The 25,779-nt window shown below is 47.3% G+C and carries 20 protein-coding genes and 1 tRNA gene; 11 read left to right on the top strand and 10 right to left on the bottom strand.

What is annotated here, in order from left to right; translation table 11 throughout:
- Nucleotides 1-30: 30 nt before the first annotated feature.
- Nucleotides 31-1,125, top strand: a complete 1,095-nt coding sequence (locus tag ACMXYX_RS15420; protein ID WP_415906220.1) for an FRG domain-containing protein — start codon at nt 31-33, stop codon at nt 1,123-1,125.
- Nucleotides 1,126-1,476: 351 nt separating this feature from the next.
- Here the strand turns inward: ACMXYX_RS15420 and ACMXYX_RS15415 are convergent, their stop codons facing one another.
- Nucleotides 1,477-2,298 (bottom strand): c-type cytochrome, encoded by an 822-nt coding sequence (locus ACMXYX_RS15415; protein ID WP_415906219.1) that lies wholly within the window; start codon nt 2,296-2,298, stop codon nt 1,477-1,479.
- Nucleotides 2,299-2,641: 343 nt separating this feature from the next.
- On the opposite strand from ACMXYX_RS15415, the gene ACMXYX_RS15410 reads away from it, so the two are divergent.
- A complete protein-coding gene (locus ACMXYX_RS15410; protein ID WP_415897026.1) occupies nt 2,642-3,112 on the top strand; it encodes a hypothetical protein in 471 nt (156 codons plus the stop codon).
- Nucleotides 3,113-3,397: 285 nt separating this feature from the next.
- On the opposite strand, the gene ACMXYX_RS15405 is transcribed toward ACMXYX_RS15410, so the two are convergent.
- Complete coding sequence (locus tag ACMXYX_RS15405; RefSeq protein ID WP_415882525.1) at nt 3,398-3,622, bottom strand: hypothetical protein; 225 nt, start codon at nt 3,620-3,622, stop codon at nt 3,398-3,400.
- A 222-nt stretch (nt 3,623-3,844) separates the two neighbouring features.
- A complete protein-coding gene (locus tag ACMXYX_RS15400; protein WP_415882524.1) occupies nt 3,845-4,054 on the bottom strand; it encodes a cold-shock protein in 210 nt (69 codons plus the stop codon).
- A gap of 365 nt (nt 4,055-4,419) precedes the next feature.
- Between ACMXYX_RS15400 and ACMXYX_RS15395 the strand changes: the two genes are divergently transcribed.
- Nucleotides 4,420-5,328, top strand: a complete 909-nt coding sequence (locus ACMXYX_RS15395; protein ID WP_415882523.1) for a diguanylate cyclase — start codon at nt 4,420-4,422, stop codon at nt 5,326-5,328.
- 520 nt (nt 5,329-5,848) lie between these two features.
- Here ACMXYX_RS15395 and ACMXYX_RS15390 read toward each other — a convergent pair.
- A tRNA-OTHER gene (locus ACMXYX_RS15390) sits at nt 5,849-5,953 on the bottom strand.
- Between the two features lie 501 nt (nt 5,954-6,454).
- On the opposite strand from ACMXYX_RS15390, the gene ACMXYX_RS15385 reads away from it, so the two are divergent.
- A complete protein-coding gene (locus ACMXYX_RS15385; RefSeq protein ID WP_415885924.1) occupies nt 6,455-6,637 on the top strand; it encodes a hypothetical protein in 183 nt (60 codons plus the stop codon).
- Nucleotides 6,638-6,787: 150 nt separating this feature from the next.
- Here the strand turns inward: ACMXYX_RS15385 and ACMXYX_RS15380 are convergent, their stop codons facing one another.
- Complete coding sequence (locus tag ACMXYX_RS15380) at nt 6,788-7,501, bottom strand: Crp/Fnr family transcriptional regulator (protein WP_415885922.1); 714 nt, start codon at nt 7,499-7,501, stop codon at nt 6,788-6,790.
- A 514-nt stretch (nt 7,502-8,015) separates the two neighbouring features.
- On the opposite strand from ACMXYX_RS15380, the gene hflK reads away from it, so the two are divergent.
- The 6 genes from hflK (at nt 8,016) to ACMXYX_RS15350 (ending at nt 17,024) form a co-directional block, all read left to right on the top strand.
- A complete protein-coding gene (gene hflK / locus ACMXYX_RS15375; protein ID WP_415902134.1) occupies nt 8,016-8,867 on the top strand; it encodes an FtsH protease activity modulator HflK in 852 nt (283 codons plus the stop codon).
- Nucleotides 8,864-9,868: a protease modulator HflC gene (hflC, locus tag ACMXYX_RS15370; RefSeq protein WP_415902133.1), complete on the top strand. Its 1,005-nt coding sequence runs from the start codon at nt 8,864-8,866 to the stop codon at nt 9,866-9,868. The genes hflK and hflC overlap by 4 nt, the downstream gene beginning before the upstream one ends.
- Nucleotides 9,869-9,938: 70 nt before the next feature.
- Entirely contained in the window at nt 9,939-12,686 is a 2,748-nt protein-coding gene (gene acnA / locus ACMXYX_RS15365) for an aconitate hydratase AcnA (RefSeq protein ID WP_415906218.1), read from the top strand.
- Nucleotides 12,687-12,752: 66 nt separating this feature from the next.
- Entirely contained in the window at nt 12,753-14,387 is a 1,635-nt protein-coding gene (gene ptsP, locus ACMXYX_RS15360) for a phosphoenolpyruvate--protein phosphotransferase (protein ID WP_415906217.1), read from the top strand.
- 152 nt (nt 14,388-14,539) lie between these two features.
- Nucleotides 14,540-15,874 (top strand): Na+/H+ antiporter NhaA, encoded by a 1,335-nt coding sequence (nhaA, locus tag ACMXYX_RS15355; protein WP_415906216.1) that lies wholly within the window; start codon nt 14,540-14,542, stop codon nt 15,872-15,874.
- A gap of 850 nt (nt 15,875-16,724) precedes the next feature.
- Nucleotides 16,725-17,024, top strand: a complete 300-nt coding sequence (locus tag ACMXYX_RS15350; protein ID WP_415885916.1) for a DUF1840 domain-containing protein — start codon at nt 16,725-16,727, stop codon at nt 17,022-17,024.
- Between the two features lie 303 nt (nt 17,025-17,327).
- On the opposite strand, the gene ACMXYX_RS15345 is transcribed toward ACMXYX_RS15350, so the two are convergent.
- The 3 genes from ACMXYX_RS15345 to ACMXYX_RS15335 form a co-directional block, all read right to left on the bottom strand.
- A complete protein-coding gene (locus ACMXYX_RS15345; protein ID WP_415888126.1) occupies nt 17,328-17,465 on the bottom strand; it encodes a hypothetical protein in 138 nt (45 codons plus the stop codon).
- 93 nt (nt 17,466-17,558) lie between these two features.
- The gene (locus ACMXYX_RS15340; protein WP_415885915.1) at nt 17,559-17,999 is read right to left on the bottom strand and encodes a CBS domain-containing protein; all 441 of its coding nucleotides are present in this window, start codon (nt 17,997-17,999) and stop codon (nt 17,559-17,561) included.
- Between the two features lie 24 nt (nt 18,000-18,023).
- Complete coding sequence (locus ACMXYX_RS15335) at nt 18,024-19,253, bottom strand: cation:proton antiporter (RefSeq protein ID WP_415902129.1); 1,230 nt, start codon at nt 19,251-19,253, stop codon at nt 18,024-18,026.
- A gap of 345 nt (nt 19,254-19,598) precedes the next feature.
- Between ACMXYX_RS15335 and ACMXYX_RS15330 the strand changes: the two genes are divergently transcribed.
- A protein-coding gene (locus ACMXYX_RS15330) for an IS3 family transposase (protein ID WP_415906215.1) occupies nt 19,599-20,746 on the top strand; the annotation gives its coding sequence in 2 pieces (ribosomal slippage) (nt 19,599-19,836 and nt 19,836-20,746; 1,149 coding nt in all).
- A gap of 43 nt (nt 20,747-20,789) precedes the next feature.
- Here ACMXYX_RS15330 and ACMXYX_RS15325 read toward each other — a convergent pair.
- Together ACMXYX_RS15325 and ACMXYX_RS15320 are read right to left on the bottom strand one after the other, a co-directional pair.
- Nucleotides 20,790-23,006 (bottom strand): EAL domain-containing protein, encoded by a 2,217-nt coding sequence (locus ACMXYX_RS15325; RefSeq protein WP_415885911.1) that lies wholly within the window; start codon nt 23,004-23,006, stop codon nt 20,790-20,792.
- Between the two features lie 22 nt (nt 23,007-23,028).
- A complete protein-coding gene (locus ACMXYX_RS15320; RefSeq protein WP_415885910.1) occupies nt 23,029-25,584 on the bottom strand; it encodes a chemotaxis protein CheB in 2,556 nt (851 codons plus the stop codon).
- Nucleotides 25,585-25,779 lie beyond the last annotated feature (195 nt).

The raw sequence follows: 25,779 nt of genomic DNA, 5'->3' as shown, positions 1-25,779 counted from the left end.
TATTTTTATAGCTTTTTTAAGGGACTTTAGATGAATAAACAATGGTTAGGCCATATAAATGGAACTAATACCGGGAATATTCAGTTTAATTTAGATTATGTTGACTCTTCTTATGAAGGGACTTTGCGTATACGAGATGATCATCAGGATATACCTTCGATAGTGGCTAATATCGAGGCATCTTTTGTCGAAGATACCTTTAGTTTTAAGGGGAACAATATTCGAGCATTAGATGATGAAAACTATTTAGAATTAAGTTCCGAACAATTAAGTCGCTCTTACCCGGATGCAAAATTGCCTTTAGTTATTGAAGGGCAAGGTGTTGTTGATGGAGATGTAGTTAAGGGAGAGTGGAAGACAGATATCGCTACTGCTGGAGGCTTTGATGTTAAGGCATACAGTGGTAGTGCAGAGGAGACTATTGTTCAAGATACTACTTGGGCTGATTTTAAGAATGTTTTATCTAATTATGGAATGGATGACTATATTTTTAGAGGTCAAAATTCAAATAAGTGGGGTTTAAGAACCAGCTATCATCGGCATGGGCGTTCAGATCTACAGAGGTATTTTAAATATGATGTGCCTAAACTATACCGTTTGGTTCATGCTGAAACGGGCTTGAAATTCAATTTAGATGATAACTCTGATTTAGGTGCTTTGCTTTATTTAGCCCAGCACTATGGTTATCCAACTCCTCTTTTAGATTGGTCGTGTTCCCCATATGTAGCGGCATACTTTGCTTTCAAAGGCGTAGATGAAGCTGAAGAAAATGCGAAGGTTAGAATATATGTCTTGAATAAGAAAGAATGGGAGAGTGATACTTTTCAAACGGATCAATATGAAACATTCCATACCACGGTTTCGTATTCGGAATTGTTAGCTTCAGGTAATAAAAGAGCTATTCCGCAGCAGGCTGTTACTACCTTTTCAACAGTGGATTGGATTGAGGGGTACTTCGCTTATGTTTCCGGGTTGCGAAGTAAGGTTTATTTACACGCGTTTGATATTGATGCTCATGAGAAAGGTGCAGTCCTTTGTGATTTAAGGAGGATGGGTATTACTGAAGCATCCCTATTTCCAGGACTGGTTGGTATCTGTTCGGATCTAAAAGAACGGTACTTCTAGATAGAGCATAAGGAAATATTTAAGAGGGCCAAAGTCTTTTATCTGATTCCAGAGCACAAAAAGAAAAGGCCCGCTCAATGAGCGGGCCTTTTCTTTAAGAATTCGATGGTACCAGCGGCCGGACTCGAACCGGCACGCCCGTGAAGGCAAGGGATTTTGAATCAAATAGTACGTGGTATATCTCAGTAGATTTCAGTGGATAGTGAAGGAAAGTTTAAACAGCTTTACTGTAGTTTCTTAGATTCTATTTGAGAGTGCTATATCGTTATGCGCACAGAATCCGCACAGGTTTTTTTATTTTAATGGACAGGACATACCGGGTTTGGTTGATTTACGATATGCCCTGTCAGCTTATTCACTTGCAAGCTTCTGTAGATAATTCAATAGATCCATCTGTTGCTGTAAGGTCAACTTTCCGATCATCGCTGGCATCGGTTCGTTCATTCGGACCTCGCCGAGGTGGTGTCTTCTCATGATATCGCCGCTGTGCATCTGTTCAGGGCCCATTTTCGAGCCAGGGTGGCCGTTACGGATTTTATGTAATACCTCCCACGGATTCCTTCGGGCCAGAGGGCCCAGATATTCAGGCTTCAGGTTTGATCCGAAGTTAAGGTCTTCTCCTTCATCTCCATGGCATCGGCTGCAGTATTCTCCGTATAGCACTTGTCCGTTGATTGCATCACCGTCGGCTTTTTTGCTATTAAGACCGATGGTGTTCGACATGTCTATCTGTCCTTCACTGATGAAGGTAGCAATTAGGTTTAGAGCATGTTTGTTCAGAAAGCGGTCATATTGATGGGTTGTATCGGTTAATAATGCTCTAATCTGAGCTGGGTCTTTTCCCTTATAAGCAGTAACTCCCTTAATGCCGGTATAGTGGCTTCCTGTCCCATACGCCCCTTCTATACCAGCATAATCCCAACCATGGCACTCTTTACAGCGCCAAGTGGTAGCTCCAGACTTTTTAGCTGTAGCTGGGTAGGCTGGATGTGTTGTTGATGGCGCGGCAAGATCTAGTTCTGCCCACCACTTGTCGTAAAGCCGCCCCCCAATTGCCGCAGGATTTTCTCGCGTGATGGATTGTTCGCTACAACAATCTGCCAAGGATGGCATGCTAAGTAAAAGCAGCACAGGTATGAGTATATAGGTTCGTAGATTAGGGCGATTAGACATTACCTTAACTCCTTAAGTTCGGTCTAGAGGAGTATAGTCTCTCTTTTGATAAAGCCGGATTATAAGTATCAAGGGAGGGAGTGTTACTAGATTTGCTGATTTGTTTAGTATCCGATTGTACTGGAACTCGTATCCGGATCGTTATGCCTTTGAAGATTAGAGGCTTAGGGTAAAAGTGCTGCTACCTGTTTTTATTGCTGTGCCCTTTTCTGGCTCGCGGCCACCTAAAAAAAAGTATGGGTGTAAGCCTATCGATTGGTAATTGCACTTCTCTAGGTCTATTTTTAGTTTGTCTCTTAAGTGGATAGAGATCAATAAGATGCTTTGTCATGAGGAAGCAGTTATGGAATTCATTACCAAAGGCGATACGATTAAATGTGTTCGTCAGACCAAAGACAAAGTTTCAGGTAAGGAAAATCACATCACAGTGGCCTCATTCAATGCTCAAGTTGACCGTCTTCCCCCCCATGTTGCTGCAGAACTCTTCACTGAGGAGGTAAAAGAGCTAGTGTTATGGCTAGAGGATCGTACTAAATTACAATCCCAATTAGCGAGACAATCCATAGATGACACCATTCTAGAATCACTCCCCTTTATACTCAGGCAAGCAACCCAAGCACTTGAAAATTTGGAACGGTTGGACTTGATGCTCTATCGTTCAATCAATGAAGGGCTGTCTGACCTATCTGAAGTGCTCGATAAAACTGAGCGTTTTACTTCTACTCACAAAGTTGGTTCGATGAAGATGCAGAATAGTGAGGAGCAAAAAGAAAGGTTGTATACAATCAAGAAGGATATCGAAGAAAACGAATGATACCCATTCTTAAATGTGTCGCTGATTATAGCTATTAGGGTAAAGTTCCTATAGCGCATTTCCTCAGTTGCTTGAAGGTTGAATGTGCTCCAGAGCGAAATTAGGTTTCATTGGTCAAGACCTTTATCTAATAACAGACCAAATTGCTGGATATGCCAGCAATGACAGCATCAGCATAATAGTATGTATCGCAGAATTCGGCAGAAGAAATTACTGTAATGAATACAAAGTGATGGTCAGTTTTACTTGAGCTCTGGAGTATCCGGTAAAAAGTTCGGTTTTGATTCAGTTAGCCGAGATACGAACAAACGTTTCAGAGATACTTTCTTCTTCGTAATGTTTGTGAAGGTAACTCTGCATTTCAGTGGTAGAAAGTAGAGTGGTTATACGTTTCCACGTTTGTCGTTTTCGGTCAGTACATTCAAGGGAAGGTTTGTAACATGCCCATAAGTCATTTTCTTGCCTAGGGAAGCGAGATACGCACAAGGCATCATTAATATATTCTAACATGGTGAGTTATTCCTTTAACTTCAGTAGAGCCATTATTGCCCAAGCAATTAACAATTTGCTTGTCTGGCTTTCATAAATAAGCATTCTTCCGCAGTTAGTGATCTTTGGCTGCAGTACAGAATAGAGTTTATAAATTCAGAGGGAATAGGGGGTAACAGAAGTTGTGTTTATGGAAGAGCATGGCGTGTAGCCATGCTCTAAATAGAGTTAAACTATTTCGGTTTATATAGCGCGGATATTCTCTGCTTGTGGGCCTTTTTGGCCTTGTGTTACCGAGAATTCAACTTGTTGGCCTTCCTGAAGACTTTTAAAACCTTCACCAGTAATAGCGCTGAAGTGTGCAAAAACATCAGGACCAGATTGTTGCTCGATGAAGCCGAAGCCTTTTTCATCGTTGAACCATTTAACTGTGCCAGTAATTGTATTAGACATAATTTTTATCCTATTTTCGGAAATAAATGAGCCGCCTGAGTTCAGGCAGATAAATGCAGGAATGTTTACGGTGTACTTATGAAAACAGGACGAGGAATTGAGAAAACTTCGAAATGACGTGCATAAATAGGTGATAAAGTATCAAGCTGGTTAAATAATATACAGCTTCCTATTGTAGGTCAATTTTTTATTTTGGGTATATCCTAAAAGCTGTAGCAATGAGTCTAATGCTAGGTAATAAAAGAGGGTGGCTTTAAAGAGCCTCCTTGGTGGCAGTTGAGTAACTGTAAGGCTATCCATCAATCACTCCCTTTCAGAAAATAGGCTAGGCTAAAGACAGCCTTCGCCATGTGGAAAACGAAATAATGATTCAGACCCTGAATGACCCTTATCTCATGGAGGAGATTGTAGACACTATTCCAGATCCTTTGTTGGTTCTCGATGGTGATTTGCGGGTTGTGTATGCGAGTAAAAATTTTTATAAGTCGTTTTATGTCACTGAAGAAGAAACTGTTGATCAATACTTATATGCATTAGGCAATGGACAATGGAACATCGCAGACCTTATCGGTCTCCTGAATGAAATATTACCAAGCCAACAGTGCGTAGAGGGGTACGAGATTCAGCATGAGTTTTCCCATATCGGGAAGAAAGTGATGCGTTTGAACGCCAGAAGGGTTATATCTCCCAATTATTCAACTCCCAGAATACTACTTGTAATAGAAGATATTACAGAGAAGAAGGCCTTAGAAGAAAAGCTGGTAGAGATGGCAACAACAGATCAGTTAACAGGTCTTTACAATAGGTATAAGTTTAACGAGATTTTAGATGACCGTATTCGATTATCTAAGCGTAGCCAGCAAACAGTGGCGTTACTGAGTATTGATTTAGATTTATTTAAGGTAGTGAATGACCGTTATGGGCATCAAGTTGGTGATGAACTTCTTAAGTCAGTGGCACACAAAATTTGTACTCACATCAGAACCACCGACACACCAGCTAGATTGGGGGGAGATGAATTTGCCATCATCGTTTTTAATCCACATAGTCTTGGTGAACTAAAGGTTCTGATTCAGCGGATAATTGATCATATTTCCACCCCTGTTGTGCTTCAGGGGAAAGAGGTCGTGGTTGGGGCCTGTATTGGGGTTAGTCTTGCCCCGATACATACTACGGATAAGGAAGAATTGATTAAATTTTCTGATGGAGCGCTGTACAAGGCCAAGGAAAAAGGTACTAACCAATTTCTGATATACGACGAAGCTGTGTGGTAAGTATCAGGGGAGCAGCTAATAGACCACAATCGCTTCATTCATTATGTTGCAATCATCGCTCAAAAAAGACAGATCTAACTCTGCAGCAGTTCACTTCAGAAACGGTGTCGATCCTTTAAGTAATATTTGATTGCTACAACCCAAGAAGACAACAGGATGAGTATCGCCAACTTGTCATACTTACGCATGAACTTCTCTGAAATTACTGCCTCCAAGGCTTTAACCTACCCCTGTAACTCGAAGTTGGATATTACTACCAGCGAGGGCAACCCCAATAGAGCACACCATACCGGCTATAAGCACGCGCTGAATACGTTTAGACATGATGACAACGTACAGAATGATAGAGCGATGGATTTTATTGGATTCCTCTGCGCACAAAATCCGCACAGGATATTTTCGGGTTATGGACCGGGGGTGGAAATTAGGCACAAAAAAAGCGACTACCTTTCGGTATCGCTTTCTTCTAGGGCCCTTATAGGATGGGCTTTTTCTCTTACTCTTCAAAAAGTTGAAGAGATGGTACCAGCGGCCGGACTCGAACCGGCACGTCCTTGCGGACAAGGGATTTTGAATCGCTTGAGGCGTCATGGATGGTAGTGACGTTATCGTAGATAACGTTGGCTTTCTAAAGCTTCAGAATCGCATATTGTTGGGTTTTATATGAGATCAATAGATATCAATGCGTACAGAATCAGCACATCAGCCCTCATTTGTTTAGCAGCACAAAAAGCAACTGGCTACGATAGGTTATATCCTAAACGTAGGTGTGATTGGATGGACTGTCTGGAGGCAACAACATAAGTGGGTTTAAAAAAGGAGAGAACTGAGAAGTACAAACTAACATCAGTCACCGATGTTTTATTCAATTAAGATTTCGGGTTTGGGTAGTTGTTTAACCTCTGCTTGAAACTGGGTGTGACCACAACGTTACTAAGGGACGAACTGAGTATGGCACACCCTCTACGAGTTCGCCGGTCATTCACCAACTTCTCCTTTGCGAAAATAGTTCTCAAAATCTACTTCTAGTGTGTGATAGCGAACCGATGCTTTTATGTATTGCTGTCATAGTAACTATCCCTGCAGCACGCAATATCGCGAGTTTCAGGATTATTCAGAGGTTTATATGAAAAAGCCACGCGAACAAAAACCAGATACCGGTGCTGCCCCTGAGGCTAACGACTCGAGGGAGTTCAGCAATAAAGGAAAACCGGCCAGAGAAGGAAGCAAGGTTACCGAAGAGCAAGCGCCTCGGCAGGAACCATCGGAACAGGCAACGCCTGACAGAGATGGACAAACAGGTAGGTAAGTAATTGATCAGCGCCGCCGATTGCTCTAGTGGTAGTGGTGGCTACTGGGTAAAATATGCCCAACGGGTAGCTTGCATATTTGTACAGGCTGCCCATCTTCCCGTGCAGTTACACTTCGTGTCCTGTCTATTGCACAGCCAAGACGTTAGTCACTTGTTCGGGTGCCAGGGCAACAATCGGTCCGTTTCTTTTTTGACTACGGCATAACACTCGCAGCAAAGTGCTTCAAGGCGGGGACGGTCGAGTACGCCAATATGTCCGCGGTGATATTCTATTACGCCGAGTTTCTGCAATCTGCCCGCAGCGGCGGTTACCCCTTCGCGCCGAACGCCAAGCATGTTGGCAATCAGTTCCTGAGTCATGATTAATTGATTACCCGGCAGGCGGTCCAGTGATAGCAGTAGCCAGCGGCATAATTGCTGGTCGATGGTATGGTGTCGATTGCATACGGCGGTTTGGGCCATCTGGGTGATCAGCGACTGCGTATAACGAAGCAGCAATAACAATAGGTCGCCGTGACGGTCAAACTCCTCCTTAAGACGCCGCGCTGAGAGTTGCAGGGCAAAGCCAGCACTTTGCACCAAGGCCCGACTGGGGGTGCTTTCACCGCCCATAAACAAGCTCACTCCAATCAAACCATCATTACCTACCACCGAAATTTCAGCAGACGCGCCATTTTCCGTTACGTTAAGCAGCGAGACGATGGCGTCAGTCGGAAAGAAAACCTGATGTTGAATCTCTCCCGGCTCGTACAAGACTTTACCGAGTGGCAGCGTAACCGGTTTAAGGTAAGGAAACAGACGCTGTTGAACTTTATCGGGCAGGGCGGCCAATAAATGGTTTTGTTGTGGAGAAGGATACATTTTTCATACCTGAGAGTTGCTCAAAAGCCGTTATTCCGGAGAAATAACAGTGTATCTGTGAAGTACAGTTGCTTGTCGGTGATTTGGCAAGTCGGTTAAACACTTCTTCCTATTGGCGCTTTATGTTTGTTAGCGCACCGACTCCCCCAAGGGGGGCTTATATCCTAAGCCTGTAATGGCCTAAATCCTTTCGAGTTATCAACAGGCTTTAGCTCTCCCTTTAAGTAAAAAGACTGGGGGCAATAGAGGGTATTCCTGTCGTTGTTGCTCTGCGAGAGATTTGGCGCCAACAGAGGAATATATGATGTCAAGCCAAAGCAACAATGATCAGAAAGATCTCTGGAATGGGAGTAATCAATCGGCATTTGATCTGGGGCGTCTGCTCCGTGCTGGGTGGGTTCGCTGCGGTTGTCACCTACCAGGTGGTAGTCGTACTAGGATCATCGGTCTTGCGGTGTTGGTGTTTAGCGGACTGGGTTTCTGGACTGCTTACTACACTGTGCCGAGTGATTCAGTGGCAGTGGTACAGCGCTTCGGTAAGTATCTCTACGAGGTGCCACCGGGGTTGCATTTTAAACTGCCGCTGGGGATGGATATTGCTACCATCGTACCGGTCAAGCGGCAGTTGAAGCAGGAGTTTGGCTTTACTACCCCCGGCGCCAACGATCCCTACCAAAGCCCCCGCCCCCGTGATAAGAAGCGTGAAACCCAGATGGTCACCGGCGACCTCAACGCTGCGCTGGTGGAGTGGGTGGTGCAGTACCGCATCGCCGATCCGGTTAAGTTTCTATTTGAGGTGCGCGAACCCGCTGAAACCCTGCGCTATGTCTCTGAATCGGTGATGCGCGAGGTGGTGGGCGACCGCACTGTTGACGAGGTGATTACCGTGGGGCGTCAGGAGATCGAAATCGAAGCCTTGGCCAAGATGCAGCTACTCTCCAGCAAATACGTGATGGGGATTAGCATCGACCAGGTGCAACTGAAAAACATCAACCCGCCGCTGCCGGTGCAGGACTCGTTCAATGAGGTTAACCAGGCGCAGCAGGAAAAAGAGAAACTGATCAATGAGGCGCGGCGCGACTACAACAAGGTGATTCCCCTGGCCCAGGGTGAAAAAGATCAGCGAATTCGAGAGGCCGACGGCTACCGTCTCAAGCGGATAAACGAAGCCGAGGGTGATGCGTCGCGCTTTAGCGCGCTGCTGGCAGAGTACAGTAAGGCGCCGGAGGTGACCCGTCGACGGATCTATATTGAGACGCTGCAGGAGGTGTTGCCCAGCATTCAGACTCAGGTAATCGTCGACCAGCAGGCGGGCGGTATTTTGCCGCTGCTCAATCTGGGATACGGTAGCGGAGGTCGACCATGAACAGAATAAACTCAACCCTTACCCTGTTGCTGACCCTGGTCACCGGGTACCTGCTGTACAGCTCTATCTACACCGTCAGCGAAGTTGAGCAGGTGATCATCACCCAGTTCGGCAAGCCGGTGGGAGAGCCTATCACCGAGGCGGGGCTGAAGCTCAAGCTACCGTTTATCCAGGAGGTCAACGCCATCGATAAGCGGGTACTCGAATGGGACGGTAAACCCTCGGACATGCCGACCAAGGACAAGCTTTATATCTCTGTCGACCTGTTCGCCCGTTGGCGCATCACCGATCCGCTGCAGTACTTCTTGCGCCTGCGTGATGAGCGTAGCGCTCAATCCCGGCTGGACGATATTCTCGGCAGCGAGACACGTAATGCGGTGGCTAAGCACGAGCTGATCGAGATCATACGTACTACCAAGGATCGGGTGCCGCTGCGTGATGCGTTGTTGAGCGGCGGGGGACGCTCGCTGGATACCAGCGCCTGGGTGGCGATCCAGAAGGGGCGTAAGCAGGTGGAAGCCGAGATATTCGTGGCGGCGGCTGAAAAGGTGCGGGTGTTTGGCATCGAGCTGCTTGATATCCGCTTCAAACGGATCAATTACAACGAAAGCGTACGTCCTAAAATCTACGACCGGATGATCAGTGAACGGCGACAGATCGCTGAACGCTTTCTATCCGAGGGTAACGGTGAGGCGGCGCGTATCCGTGGTGACCGGGTGCGGGATCTGAACAAGATCCAGTCTGAAGCCTACCGCCAAGTGGAGGAAATACGCGGCCTGGCCGATGCTAAGGCCACAGAAATCTACGCCCGAGCCTACAATCAGAACCCTGCAGCGGTAGACTTTTACCAGTTCACCCGCAGCCTGCAAGCCTACAAAACGGTAATCGGACAAAACACTACCCTGGTGCTGTCTACTGACAGCGAACTGTTCAAGTATCTGCAGGGCATGGCACCGGTTGGCCCCAGGATACCGGAGAAAGTGAAGGTCACGCAGCCGTAATCGCCGGCGATCCAAGGTTGGCTATAACTAGAGTCGTCTGTACAGCCAGACCCTCACCGGAGAGTAAACAATGACTCACTCTACGGATCAATCCTCCCCGTTTCAGCGCACCCTGCAGGTGGGTGTCGAAGCTTACCTCTACTATGCACTGCCCGCGGCCTACGCGGCCTACGGCCAATGCGGCGATCTGTCTCGGCTGCCTTTTGCTTTGAAGGTTGTGTTGGAAAACCTGTTGCGCCACGGGCAGGATGCGCAGGCCACGCGTGCCTCAATAGAGGCACTGGGCGACTGGCTTAAAACAGGTAAGTCGATCAAGGAGATCAGCTTTATGCCGGCACGCATCCTGATGCAGGACTTTACCGGGGTACCGGCGCTGGTGGACCTGGCAGCGATGCGTGATGTCATGGCCGAGGCTGGAGGCGAACCTGGCCGGATCAGCCCGCAGATTCCAGTGGATCTGGTGATCGATCATTCAGTCACCGTGGATCGTGCCGGCGACGAGGGAGCCTTTGATGAAAACGTACGCCAGGAGATGCTACGCAATCACGAGCGTTACACTTTTCTGCGCTGGGGGCAGGCTGCATTCGATAACGTCCGGGTGGTGCCCCCGGGCACCGGGATCTGTCATCAGGTCAACTTGGAGTACCTCGGGCGGGTGGTGTGGACGCAGGCGCTGGATACTGGTGAGCAGCTGGCTTATCCCGACACTCTGGTGGGGATGGATAGTCATACCACTATGATCAATGGTCTTGGCATTCTGGGCTGGGGAGTGGGCGGAATTGAGGCGGAGGCGGCGATGCTCGGTCAACCGATCAGCCTGCAACTACCGCGGGTGGTCGGCGTCGAGCTTAGTGGTCGGCTGCCGCCGGGCAGCACCGCCACCGACTTGGTACTACGGGTAACAGAGATGCTGCGTCAGCAAGGCGTGGTCGGCTGCTTTGTCGAATTTTTTGGCAGCGGTCTGAACAGTCTGAGTCTGCCTGATCGTGCCACTATCGCTAACATGGCACCGGAATATGGCGCTACCTGCGGCCTCTTCCCCATCGATGCCGAGACCCTGCGTTATCTCATCCTGACCGGGCGCGACCCGCAGCAGGTTGCCCTGGTAGAAGCCTACGCCCGTGCCCAGGGGTTCTGGCACGATGATACGTCTCCACGTGCCACCTACAGCGTAGAGCTGACGCCGGATCTTACTGATATCAAAGCCAGCGTCGCTGGACCGCGTCGCCCCCAGGATCGGGTGGCGCTGTCAGATGTGGCCGCGGCTTTCCAGCAGTTTGCCAAGGCTCAAGGAAAAGCAGGGGGGCAGGCGCAGGAACGCCCAACTGACGATCCACCTCGTACCCATGCTGTACTTGGCAAACCCTTCAGAATGCAAGAGGGGGCGGTGGTAATTGCGGCGATTACCAGCTGCACCAACACATCCAATCCCACGGTAATGATGGCTGCCGGTCTATTGGCGCGCAATGCTCGTCGGCGTGGTCTGCAGGTCGCCCCCTGGGTCAAAACCTCCCTGGCGCCGGGGTCCAAGGTGGTGACCGATTACCTACAGGCGGCCGGCCTGCAAGCGGAGCTGGATCAGCTAGGCTTCAACCTAGTGGGTTATGGTTGCACTACCTGTATCGGTAATTCTGGTCCCCTGGATCCCGCCATAGCTGGTACCATCAGCCAGCAGAAGGTCAATGTCTGTGCAGTGCTGTCTGGCAACCGTAACTTTGAGGGGCGGATTCACCCGCAGGTAACTGCCAGTTTTCTCTGCTCACCGCCGCTGGTGGTGGCTTACGCCCTGGCGGGTCGGATTGATCTGGACCTGACCCGCGATCCGCTGGGTCTGGATCCTCAGGGCCAACCGGTGTTCCTGAGCGACCTATGGCCCGACGCCGAGGAGATCGCCGCCACCGTTGCTGCTCACGTAAACCAAGTGCAGTTTCGGCAACGCTACGCGGACGTCTTCACCGGCACCCGCCACTGGCAGGAATTGGCGATCAGCGATAGCCAGCGCTACCCCTGGGACAGCATCAGCACCTACGTGCGCTATCCTAGCTATTTTGACAGCCTGCAACCGGGGCCCTCAGTTGTTGAAGATATTGTCGAGGCGCGGATCCTGGCACTGCTCGGTGACAGTGTGACTACCGACCATATCTCGCCGGCCGGCAGTATCGCCGAGGACAGTCCTGCGGGTGCCTACCTACAAAGCCATGGTGTCGAGCCGGCAGCGTTCAACTCCTATGGCAGTCGCCGCGGCAACCACGAGGTGATGATGCGTGGTACCTTCGCCAATCCGCGGCTGCAGAATTTGATGGCGCCGCATCAGCACGGAGGTGTGACGCGGCTGGCACCCTCTCCAGAAATAGTCAGTATCTTCGCCGCTGCCCAGCATTTTCAGCAACTGGGGATCCCGCTGGTGGTGTTTGCCGGGGCGGAATACGGTACCGGCTCCTCTCGTGACTGGGCCGCTAAGGGTCCGAGCCTGCTCGGTGTGCGCGCAGTAATCGCCGAGAGCTTCGAACGGATCCATCGTTCTAATTTAATCGGCATGGGGGTTTTGCCCCTGCAACTGGAACTGCAAACCGGTCTCGCCGTGCTGCAGCTGACCGGTGACGAGTGTGTCAGTATCGCAGGATTGGCGGAGGTGACTCCGGGGAGTGATGTCAGCGTTCAGATTCAGCCCGAGCGCGGGAAACCTTGGGTAGTCAAGACCCGCTGCCGGATCGATACCCAGGATGAGCTGAGATTCTACCATCACGGCGGCATTCTGCACTGCCGATTACGTGAACTGATCGCTGCGTCCATCGTCAAACCGGTGAGTGATATGTGAGGGTTTAAGGCAGTGGCCTGTAGCCAAAGCGCACAATGAACCTCTATGGAATAAAATAGGTAACTTATGCAACAGATTGGTTCGTCGTTCGTCCTTCATGGCACCCCGATATCGCCGGGATTGGCGCAGGGGATTATCCACGTCCATCATGATCTGCTTGAGCCGATCGATACACCGGTGGACATAGCCCACAGTCAGGTCGAACAGGAGCTGGCCCGTCTTGATTTTGCCACCGCAGGCATATCGGAGGATCTGGTGGTACTGGCGACACGGGTGGAAAAAGAGATCGACTCGCGCCTCTCTGAGGTGTTTGGGTCGCACCGATTGATGCTCAATGACCCGTCGCTGCAGCAGGAGTTGAGGAGAGAGGTCGTCGACAACCTGCTCTGCGCCAGCAGTGCCGTAAAGGCGGTTTTCCTGCGCTGGGAAAGCCGGTTTCTGGCGTTGGAATCACAGATCGCCCGGGAAAAAGGCGACGATATGCGCGACCTATCGATACGCCTGTGCAATGCCCTCGCTGGCATTACGGCTCATCCTCTCGATGAAATCCCCCCGGGTTGCATCCTGGTCGCCTCCAGGCTGCTGCCCTCCGATACCGTTTTTCTCGCCCATCGCGCCATCGCCGGCGTGCTACTCGAACACGGCAGCAGCGGTTCCCATGCGGCCCTGTTTGTTCGCCAGCTTGGCCTGCCCTGCATATCAGGCATCCCGGATCTGGTCAGCACCGTGCCCGACGCTATTCTGGCGCTCGTGGATGCGGATGCAGGAACCGTCACGGTTCGGCCAAAGAGCACGCAGCTGATCGCTTTCCAGCGCCTCACCAAAGAAAAAGCGGAGGCCTATCGCGTAGCACGAGCAAATGCCCGCCGGCCGGCCGTCACCCGAGATGGCGTAACGGTCTCGGTGATCGCCAATGTGGGGAGCAGCAGTGATACCCAACTGGCGATCGCCAACGGTGCGGAAGGCGTGGGCCTATACCGAATGGAACAGGCTTATTTGGGCCGTACAACCCCACCCGATACCTCTGAACTGGTTGGTGAAATGACTCAGGTACTGGCGGCGGCGAAGGGCCGCTCGGTGTGTGTGCGGCTGCTGGATGTGGGTGCCGACAAGCCCTTGCCTTTTTTGGCGTTTTTTGCCGAATCCAATCCCGCACTGGGGCTAAGGGGGATTCGCTTGCTGCGTGCGTACCCGGAGCTGCTCAAAACCCAGCTGCGCGCGGTGATGGCGTTGTCCCGCGACTTCGATATGCGGATTTTGGTGCCGATGGTGTCACTGCCCGAAGATATGGCCGCCGTAAAAGAGCTGCTGCGGCAGCTCTGGCCGAAGGAGACCGTTCCCAGGATTGGCGCCATGATCGAAACCCCCGCGGCAGCGCTATCGGTGCAGGCGATCGCCGAGTACGCCGATTTTCTGAGCTTCGGCACCAATGACCTGACCCAGTACACCTTTGCAGCCGACCGGGATAACGCGGCGGTGGAACACTATTTCAACGATGGATCAGCCGTGATCTTTCGGTTACTGCGTCTGGTTCATGATGACGTACCACAGATGCCGCTGTCCGTGTGCGGTGAGCTGGCGGGACGACCTGAACATATTGCCGAGCTACTCAGGTGCGGGATACGCACCCTCAGCGTTGCGGCTCCTCTGGTTCCAATTGTCAAAGAGGCCATCCGGCATTGCTCATGTCATCCCGATTGAAAGAGGTTACAGGGTCATCATCTCGATGACGGCGGCAGACTATAATTATAAGTATTTAACAGGGGTGTTGTTGGACCAATTAACCCGTCCGCTGATACTCATTAAGAGTGTGTGAAAAGGCCCCGTACAACAGACAGCTCTTGGCTGCCAGAATGATTTTTATGATGAAAGATCGGCAAGCTAATCCAGATACCACTCGATTACCAAAGGAGCTTGTTGATCGGCTGACGAACCCTTTTGTACGCTTTTTACACATCGAGTCCGCAGGTGGATCGATTCTCTTATTGTTTACCATTGCTGCACTGGTTCTATCGAACTCGCCCTGGGCGGTTTCGTTCGAACATGCTTGGGAGACGCGGGTGGGACTTCAGTTCGGCTCCTTTGAATTTGGTCGTTCGCTGCGTGAGTGGATCAATGAAGGTCTGATGACGTTTTTCTTCTTTCTTGTTGCGGTGGAGCTTAAGCGGGAGATAATTCTTGGAGAGTTGAACGAACCGCGCCAGGCCGCGCTCTCCATAGCCGCAGCCCTCGGCGGCATGATCCTCCCCGCCGCCATCTATCTGACACTGCAATCGGGGCAGGCCGCTCAGTCTGGGTGGGGCACCGTCATGGCAACTGACACGGCGTTTGTTATCGGTTGTCTGGCTCTGCTCGGCTCGCGCATCCCTAAAAGTTTGCGGGTATTTATGCTATCGTTGGCGATTGTTGACGATATAGGCGCCATACTGGTCGTCGCGATAGGCTACAGCAGCCATATTGTCTGGTGGCCGTTGACGTTGGCTGCTCTGGGTTTGGTGATGACGCGCATCATCTCCGTACTCGGGTTTCGTGGTTTTCCGCTCTACCTATTGGTCGGTGTATTCACCTGGCTTGCCGTGGATGCGTCTGGTATCCACTCCACCGTCACAGGCGTCATACTCGGTTTAATGGCGCCCGCTCGTCGCTGGGTGAGTGACAAACGGCTTTATTCGATATTGGGTCAGGTGATTTCCCATCCATCCAGTGACGAAACCAGTGGAGACACGAAGGATCGGCAAACGTTGCAAATTGCTGAAGTAGCTGCGCGTGAATCGCTTTCTCCAGCAGAACGCCTGGAGATAACGCTGCACCCTTGGGTGGCTTTTGCCATCATGCCACTATTCGCATTTGCCAACGCAGGCTTGCCACTCACATTCAGTGACATTGATAGCTCGGTTACAGGGGCAATTTTCTTAGGTTTCGTGCTGGGTAAGCCCATAGGTATTCTGTTTTTTACTTGGCTGGCAGTGTGCTTGCACATTGCCATATTTCCTCCAGGACTTAATTGGCGGCTGCTGGTCGGTGGTGGTTTTCTCGCCGGAATCGGCTTCACCATGGCGTTGTTTATTGCAAATATAGCTTTTAGCGAAAACCTCATTGACAGCGCTAAGCTGGGAATCTTCCTCGCATCTGTTGTTTCTGCAGTGGTGGGTCTAGCATTGTTGATGCGGTTGCCAGAAAGAGGGTAAACCTCGTTACGACGCAGCTGCCGAAGGCTACTCACCTCAGCAGAGTGCGGTGACTACGAACTGTTTCAGTTAATGCGATTGATAGATAGCTATGTAAATTGAATCAGAATAGGATCATTCTTTTCCTTCGCTGGTTGTTTTAGTGGATGCCCAATGGACATAGATGATCCAACCCTTGCCAAGCTTTTAAAAGCATCAGAAAAGAAGAAAAAGTGCTCAACTTCAGAGAATACTCCCCTGACAGTTCAGGCCACAGTTTTAAAGATGGATTCAAACAGCCAGGGCCACAAACCTAAAAACTGTCCACTCTAGAGTTCAAATTCCCTGCAAGCTCAGATTTTACCTTAAGTTATGAATTCAAGCTTCCTGATTCGCAAAATTGGAAATTAGATTATGGCGAGTTCAGCCTGGATAAAATCGTCACTAAGAAGAAAAAGCGTAGGTATGTCGACAGGCTGAATATCCCAGTCTTAGCGAAAGATACTGAATACGTACTGCATGAAAGCGGCAGAGATAATATCATCCTCTGTCACACATACGCTATAGGGATAGATGATAGCTACGCGACAGGGATTATTGAGACTACGAGTAAAGGCAAAGATGGTCGTATAAAGCTCGCTCAGCTGCTAATAGCAGCCATTGAGCACGCGTTAGAAGAAGAGACGTTGGATTCATGGCCAGAATCATTCTGGTTCTGTGCTCACTGAAAGAGTAAGTCCTATGCAGCATCCGGATGTGTAGAGTGGTGAATAATGTGTTGGTGCCACAGAAGTCTGCAATAATGTAGATGTCTTTCTTATCTGTTTTATTTTAATCAGTAGTACAGGTTAATCAATTCAAGGAGCATCTCATGCTGATAACATTTACAACAGATGCATATAGCAGTATTACGATGTTTGGCGATGTAGGTCTTTCCATGCTAGAAATGATGGGGCACAGCGCGACCGTCCCTGGCGCAATTCTGGCAGCAGACGTTCCTGAAGCACTGAGCAAGTTAACCGCTGCAGTTGATGCGGATAAAAAGCAGCCTCTTGTTATGGGCAAGGATGATACTGAAGAAGAGGAGGTGAGCTTGACAAATCGAGCGCTCCCGCTGATTGATCTTCTTGCTGCTGCAGTGAAGGAAAAATCTGACGTTATGTGGAAATAGTTACAGAGCAGGATTACCTTAAACCCTAGCAAGGCCTAATTGCAGGGATGAAAAAATCAACGAAGCAACAGGCCTTTCACGCAGTTTATTCTCAGTGCAGACCGAGTTGTCAGGGTAAAACCACTGTCATATCTATATGAGCCACAGGCGCACCCAAGAACCGTTTACGGGGCGTATTCTGATCACAGTGCCGGTGGAATAGTGTTGTCGGTATTTGTATTGAATTATAAATTGATTAAAGCGCTACTTAGGCAAGTCAAAACTTCCATATTTATGCCTTAGATTCAAACCCTAAAGCTTCCTTCAAAAAGCACTTCTCCCGAAAACAACTGATTGAATTGCTTCAGCAGCCTCTCGTACTTTGTATCCTTGATCGACAACAAGTTGAGCTGATTCAAGACGAAATTCAGGGCTGAAGTTTGGTCGCTTTGGTTTTGTCATAGTGTCACCTGTGTAGTCTGGAGGTGACCATATCACCTCTAATTAGGTGGCCAAATTCACTATGCTACTACATGAATGTTAACGATAAGCACCTCAATTATGTTTCCATAATTTAGGCAGCGCATTTAATAAGTCTAGTAATGTAAGATCTCCGATCACTTGCCCTTCGGTATTTAGAATTGCGATCTCTTTAACATTGGCATCTATCATTTTTTTGAGGACTACTTCAGCATCCTCACCCTCCGTTGTCGATATGGGATTCTTCAGCATAATGTCCCTCGCTACCTCATAAGTAACAGCTGCTATAAGCCTACGAGGATGTATCCTGGGTTCGAAAGTGTGTGAAAGGATCTGTCTCACAAGCATATCCAGAGAAATCGTACCCGTAAGCTCTTTGTTTTCATTCACGACATAAACAGTCCCACTGTGCTTGAAGCCATACATGGTTTCTAATACGGTAGAAAGCGTGCTTGTTTCTGAAACAATAGGCGCGCTTTTTTCCTTGAAGCATTTAATTACCTCTCGAGTTTTCATCTAAACCCCCATACTTTATCAATACTACTCATGGTGTGTTTCTCCTGATCGCTGAAGCGCATATCTAACAAGCGGCGGGGCAATCAGCTCATTGGCGATAACCGATAAGAGGACGGCATTTACCATGAGGTCCGCAAGGAGGGGTGAGTTGAACATATCTTTCGCCAATAATATTAAGCCAACCGTTACCCCCGCTTTTGGTAAGAGTGCAAGACCAAGGTATTGCCGTACCGTTTTAGGAGCATGAGAAATTATTGCGCCTATACGCGCCCCGAAGAATTTGCCTATGAAGCTTCCTAATATAATAAGCCCAGCAAGAAAAAAACCAGAAACACTGAAGATAGATAAACTAAGATGAGCACCCGCTAAGACAAAGAACATGCTGAAAAGAAACTCTTCTACATCCTCAATAACACTAAAAATATCATGCGTGTGCGCAATGAAATTAGCCACCATAAAGCCAAAGGCCATATTCGCGATGAGGGGTGAAACATCTGTGCTATTGCAGATACCTGAAATCAACAGAATAAAACCACCAACAAGGCCGAGCATTGCATCACGACGTTGAACAAAACAGACCGCTTTACTAAAAATAAGCCCTGAAACAATACCTATCACTACAGAGGTAAAGATCGACAGAGCGGGGGAAATCATAATCTGCCACGAAAGAGTTTCCGCCTCCATTAGGCTGTTAGCCAGTACTATTGAGAATGAAAAAAAGACAATCGCAGCAACATCGTCGAGAGCCACTACCGCAAGAAGTGTCGTAGTAAAAGGCCCAGAAGCCCTGCATTCATGCACGATCGCCATTACTGCCGCTGGTGCTGTCGCAGCAGTAATGGCGCCTATAACTAGAGCCATAGGAAATATTGTTTGCCAAAAAGACTGTGGGGGTAAATTGATATTAATAATGGAAGGTGCTATCAGGCATATAAGTAAGGTGGTTACAAAAAACGCCCCGAATGACTCCATAACGTTAATCCATAAAATAAAGCCATATAGTTTTTTCAAACTCTTCAGAACAAGAGCTCCCCCTATTGAGAAGGCTATAATGCCGAGAGCAATATCAGTGATGACCGAAAGCTCTTCATTAACCACCGTTTCTTGGAAAAAGCCGGTTACTGATGGGCTAAGGATCATTCCTGTTACGATATATCCGCTGACGCGGGGGAACTTGAAATGCGAGGCTATCAACCCACCGACAAAGCCAGCTAGCAGAAGAGCACCAATATGGATTAGAGGCTCGGAATTCATGGTGAAAACCAAAAAAAGATCAGAACAATAGTATAGGTCTAATACTGAGTTTATTCTTTAAAGCTACTGTTAGTGCTATTACTTTTGATTGAATGTAGTGAGACACAATTAAGTTAATTGCTCGGTTATAGGCAGAGATGATGCAGTAGCCGTAAGCCTGTCTTTGAAGCAGTTGCTCGGCTTCTAAATTCATCCCTATTGTCTGTAGTTCGTTAGCGACTGGAATTACCAGTGGCGAAATTTGTTTTGATACTCACCTTTACTCATTACGATACTCATGACTGAATTGCCCCTAGTTTGCTAGACATCTCTCAGCCATAGAAAATGGCTTTTAAAGAGGTGCTTATGAGCAACAAACGTTATCCGGAAGAGTTCAAGATCGAAGCGGTTAAACAGGTCACTGACCGAGGCTACAGCGTTGCTGATGTAGCTAAACGGCTCGATGTTACAACCCACAGCCTTTATGCCTGGATCAAGAAGTACGGCCCCGATTCAGCCGAACATAAAGCAAAGACAGATGAGCAGCTAGAGATACGCCGTCTCAAGAAAGAACTGAAGCGAGTCACTGAAGAGCGGGATATATTAAAAAAAGCCGCGGTGTACTTCGCCAACCAGTCCGATTGAGGTACACCTTTATCCGTGATCATCATAAGGACTGGCCTGTACGTCAGCTCTGTTCATTACTGGATGTACATCCTAGCGGGTATTACGCATGGCGTAAGAAACCTTCTTCCAAGCGCCCTGTAGAAGATCAACGGCTCACTGGATTGATCAAGCAGTATTGGTTGGAGTCAGGTGGTGTGTATGGCTACCGCAGGATCCATAGCGATCTGCGCGAGTATGGTGAAGTCTGTGGCCCAAATAGAGTTTATCGACTCATGCGTATAGCTGGGCTGAAGGCACAGGTTGGTTACAGGAAACCACGCCAGACAAGCGGCAAGGTTCATATTGTCACGCCGAACTACCTTCAGCAGCAATTCAATGTACCTGCACCTAACAAAGCATGGGTAACAGATATCACCTATATCAAAACCCATGAGGGTTGGCTGTATTTGGGGATTGTCGTTGACCTGTTCTCAAGGCGAGTTATTGGATGGTCAATGCAATCCCGTATTACAAAGGAACTAGTGCTGGACGCTTTACTCATGGCTATATGGCGACGTAATCCTGAATCAGAGGTTATTGTTCATTCTGATCAGGGAAGTCAGTACACAAGCCATGATTGGCAATCCTTTTTAGAGATGCATGGCTTTAAAGGAAGTATGAGCCGACGAGGTAACTGCCACGACAATGCCGTTGCTGAGAGCTTTTTCCAACTACTGAAAAGGGAAAGAATCCGCCGCAGGGTTTATGCAACCAGAGAAGATGCACGCTGTGATATCTTTGAATACATAGAGCTGTTTTACAACAGCAAACGACGTCATGGTTTTAATGATCAGCTATCACCGATAGAGTATGAAAACCGATATGAGAAACGGCTGATGGGTGTCTAAAGAACTAGTGGCGATTCAGTTTGTTTAAAGATCTGGATACAATTCAGGAGTAACTATCTAAAATGGCTTCAAACTGATCGGCTGATACTGCTTTAGAAAAGAGGAAGCCTTGCCCGTAATCACAACCTGCCGTATGTAATAGCTCTCGTTGCATCTCTGTTTCGATACCCTCTGCGATTACTTTTATACCCAGCTTATGTGCCATAACAATAATAGCTTCGCATAAGGCCATATCATCTGAACCTGGTTTGAGATCCTTAACAAATACCCTATCAATTTTTATGTAATCCACATCAAATTTCTTAAGATAAGCGAGTGATGAGTATCCAGTTCCAAAATCATCTAATGAAATTTCGATCCCAGACTCATGTAATTGTATAAGCTGCCGATTAATTGGCTCACTGCCATCCATTAGTAAGCCCTCGGTGATTTCAATGACCAAAGCATTAGGGTCGAGATCAATCCGCTGTAAATAATTAAGCCAGACTTCTTGGTTATATGATCTAGAAAACTGTGCGGGAGATTTATTAAGGCTAATCTGAAACTCTGAATCGTAACCTGACCTCCATGCTAATGCCTGTTGCGCTACCTGGTGAAAGATCCAATCGCCTATTTTAGTGATCTGATCGCTATCTTCCGCAATAGGAATAAACTCATCAGGTGAAACATAGCCCAAAACCGGATGTTTCCAACGAAGCAGTGCTTCTGCTTTATGTAATTTCCCGGTATTCAAATCGATAATGGGTTGGTAGAAAACAGAGAGCTGATGTTTGCTTAGAGCCTCTCTCAATTCACTATTCAAATAAACCTTTCTATTAATCTCCTCTTGTAATAACTGTGTGAAAAAATGGACCCGATTTCGCCCCTGCTTTTTCGCAGCATACATTGCATTGTCAGCATCATTAATTAACTCTTCATCAACTGTAGAGTCATCAGGAAAAACAGCCACGCCGATACTGACCGATACATGGGCTGAAGAACTGTTTAGCTGAAATGGCTCTGCCATAACTTGTAAAATTCGGTTAGCAGCGGGAAGAATAGTGCTGAGATCATCTAGTTCGCCCATAATTATTGAAAATTCGTCACCACCCAGGCGTGCTACAGTATCCGTCTCTCTAACGCACCCACTCAGTCTAGTAGCAGCTTCTATCAATAAAGCATCACCAATCTTGTGCCCAAATGAATCATTAATTTCTTTAAATTTATCAATGTCGAGTGACAACAATACAAGTTTCTTCTGGTTTCGTGATGCTAAGTGAAGGCCTTGGGCTAACCGATCTTGAAATAGCTGCCGATTAGGTAAACCAGTGAGTAGATCATAATTAGCCTGTTTGAGAATAAGATTATCTAAACGTTTCCTTTCACTAATATCTGAAAAGGTTGCAACACGATGAGTCACTAAGTTTTTTGAGTCGTATATAGAGCTAACAGATAGTTGTGCCGTATATTCTTCACCGTTTTTACGGAGAAGGTTCAACTCCCCTTCCCACTTGCCTTGATGAAGATCGCTCCATAAATATTGCAGCGTTTCAGGTCTTTGATTTTCATTTGTTGTCTTCGATTGAATTAATACGGGAGATTGCCCCATGATCTCATCACGACTATACCCCGTTAGAACAGTGAAAGACTGATTTACATTAATAATTTCAAAGTCTGTATTTATCACCATAACCGCTTCAGACAGTGAGCCATAAACAGCTGCAGCAAGCCTCATTTCAGTTTCTGCTTTCTTGTTCGCGGTGATGTCGTTCATGGTTATTAGACAATGCTCAGGGACTGAATCGGGTTTGACCTCCAGATTCACCCAGATATGTTTAGAGCCTATACTCAAGCTGAGTTCAACGCTTTCTTTGAGCTGGGAATTAATGACAGCCACTAAGGTCTTAACGAGTTTTGTTCTCTGAGTGGGACATACAAAATGGGTAAGTTTGGAGCCGATCAATTCAGATCTATCGTTATCGAGCAACGTCGAGCCAGTTAGGTTGATCGAGATAATCTCGGCATCATTATTTAGCACCAGGTATGCAAGTGGAGCAAATTCGAACAACTCAGTGTAGCGGTTGAGGGCTTCGGTTTGAGCAATACGCGCATCTTCGAGAGCGAGGTTTTGCATTTCCAGCTCAATTTGGTGGACAGAGAGTTCATGCAATAACTTATTTTTTTCTGCATCACTGTGCTTAGCGCCTACCTTGTTAAGACGTTGTTCTGCCTTCTGCCTAAGATTGGTTTTCTTCTCATCCAGATCAACTTCTTTCATCATCGTTAAATCAACCTAAAGGCTATTATTTTGCTAGCTCAAGCAGCTTCAATTCTTGAATATCAATGAGCGTAATTACCACCCCGTCAATGACATTTTCTTGCGTGCGATAAGGCATTATTCTTACTTTATACCAATGATTTTTATGCGTTTTTATTTGCTTTTCACAAAAGATCAATGTTCTTAATACTTGAGTAACGTCCTGCTGTAAGTCGGGATACTCTAACTCAGTCACAATGTCTGACAGTGGACGCCCAATATCACTTTCTATCAACCTAAACAGAGGCGTACAAAAGCTCGTAAAGCGACGTACATTAAGTTCACCATCTAGAAACAGTGTTGCTATCTCTGTGCTGTTAAGTAGGTTGACCATGTCATTGTTTACGGATGATAAATCCTCTACTTTTGAGTGTAGTTCACTGTTGAGTGTTTGGAGTTCTTCATTGAGTGACTGCATCTCCTCTTTTGAGGTCGTAAGCTCTTCGTTCGTTGATTGTAACTCTTCATTGGTGGATTGAAGCTCTTCATTTGCGGCTCTTACTTCCTCTTGCGAGATTCTATTCTCATCCCGCAAGGTGTTGAGTGCTTGCCGTGCTTGTTGCAATTCAAGTGCGAGAGCTTTTTCATTTGTGGTTAATTTGTCTGTTGGGTCTCTATCCGGAGCGATAAAGTCTGAAAACATCACCATGAGCAAACCGGAAAGTTCTTTTGGTGTAACAATGGTTTGTGCCTCGATTTCAACACCCTGAGTCGCTTGATTACTCAGTGAAATCGTTCCTTGAACTTTAACGAGTTCTTTCTGACTGATTGCCGCTCTGATCGCTGTTTCCAAAGCAGGGCGTAAGTCATCATGGATCATTGCGTAAATATTCCAGTTAGCTCGACCTGCCGCAGGCTCAAGGTATTTCCCCGTACGTCCATTAATATAAAGGATGTCGCCATCTTCATTAATTAATACAGCAGGGGGCGAAAAATGACGCAATAACAGTGTGTCGGCTAATGTCTGGAGGTTGTCGAGAGGTTTGCTCATAGGAGCCTCGTGCACTAAAAATTCTGGATTGGAATATAAGGTTGTGGGTACTTGGGTCGGGAAAGCAACATCAAGGAACTTTCGCGGATTATTCATCCGTTTATAGATATGTGACTTTTCAGCTATCGGCTTAAACAGATATGAATCTGTGCCAACCGTTTCGGCAGATCCTAATATCAATATGCCCTGATCACTTAGCGAATAGTGAAACAGAGAAATTAAGCGCTTCTGCAACGCAGAATCCAGATAAATAAGAAGATTGCGGCAACTTAAGATATCCAGCTTAGTAAATGGGGGATCCATGGTAATGTTTTGTTTAGCGAAAACAATCATTTCCCGAATCGATGCATTAATACGATAGCCAGTATCCACTTTCGTAAAGTAACGTGCTAATTGATCCTTAGGTACGTCAGCTTCAATTTGTGAGGGGTAATGGCCTGCCCGGGCAAACTTGATCGCCTGTTCATCTAGATCAGTGGCAAAAATCTGTAATGAAAACATTCCTTCAGGGTTTAGCTTGCGCAAGGCGTCGCTGAACGCCATTGCCAAAGAATAAGCCTCTTCGCCGGTTGAGCAAGCGGATACCCAGGCACGAAATGCTCGCCCATCGGGGTTATTTTTAAGTAACTCAGGTAGTACATCGTCTACCAGGCCATCCCAAATTAGGGGGTCGCGAAAAAAATTAGTTACGCCGATTAATAATTCGTTAAACAGTAAATCTAACTCATTAGGGTTATGCTGGAGATAGTTAAGGTATACATCCTTAGACAGAATCTGATGTATGCCCATCCGCCTATCTATACGACGAAAGATCGTACTTTTTTTATAGAGTGAAAAGTCATGGCCTGTATGCTCATGTAACAAACCGATGATGCCCTCTATAGGCTTTTGCTTAGGCAGATCAGAGGCTAGATCAGTAGGTATGCTTACCTGTGCAGGTTTAACAAGGCTGCCATGCTTGCAGTACGCCAGGATGTTAGCAGGAAGCTCATGGGCTGGAGCAATAACATCTGCCAATCCAGAATCAATAATACTGAGTGGCATACTGTCAAATTTAGCTGAATCGGATGATTGTACGAGTACTATTCCGCCATTTCCTTTAATAGATATAGCGCCTTTTTTTCCATCGCTGCCCATACCGGAAAGAATGACCGCTATAGCGCGCTCATGTTGGTCTTTCGCTAAGGACAGGAAGAAAAAATCGATAGGTAAACGCTGCCCCCTAGCTGCTATTGGGGCACTTAAATGCAAAAGTCCCTTCGAGATTGAGATGTCGTAATTTGGGGGAATAATGTAAACACAATCCGGTTCTACTTTTTGTCGATCCACCGCCTGTGTAACCGCCATTGGCGTTATACGCTGTAAGATTTCCGGTAGGAGATCCTTTTGATCAGGGTCCAAATGTTGAATAACGACAAAAGATAGGCCGCTAGCGAGAGGAACTTTACGGAAAAAAACATCAAGTGCTTCTAGCCCTCCTGCAGAGGCGCCAATGCCAACAATGACTGGTGAATCAGTGTTTCTAGATATTGTTTTATGGGTTTTTATCACAAAGAAATTCTCAAAGAAAAATCAATATCACTATACCCAATATGTAATCAACGGATAAGTCTCATCTCTAAGATGCATGGGTTGTTAGTACGACTTTTAGCCATTTTCGATGGTTTACTTTGTTCTTATAGAGTTAAAATTCTGAGGAATTGGTATTCAAACTATTGAATGGACTTCTTTTGGCGCATAGGAGGT

Source organism: Neptuniibacter sp. QD72_48 (assembly GCF_047778065.1).
GTDB lineage: Bacteria > Pseudomonadota > Gammaproteobacteria > Pseudomonadales > Balneatricaceae > Neptuniibacter.
Note: the sequence above shows the minus strand (reverse complement) of the source record. Positions and strands in the feature narration are given on the sequence as shown.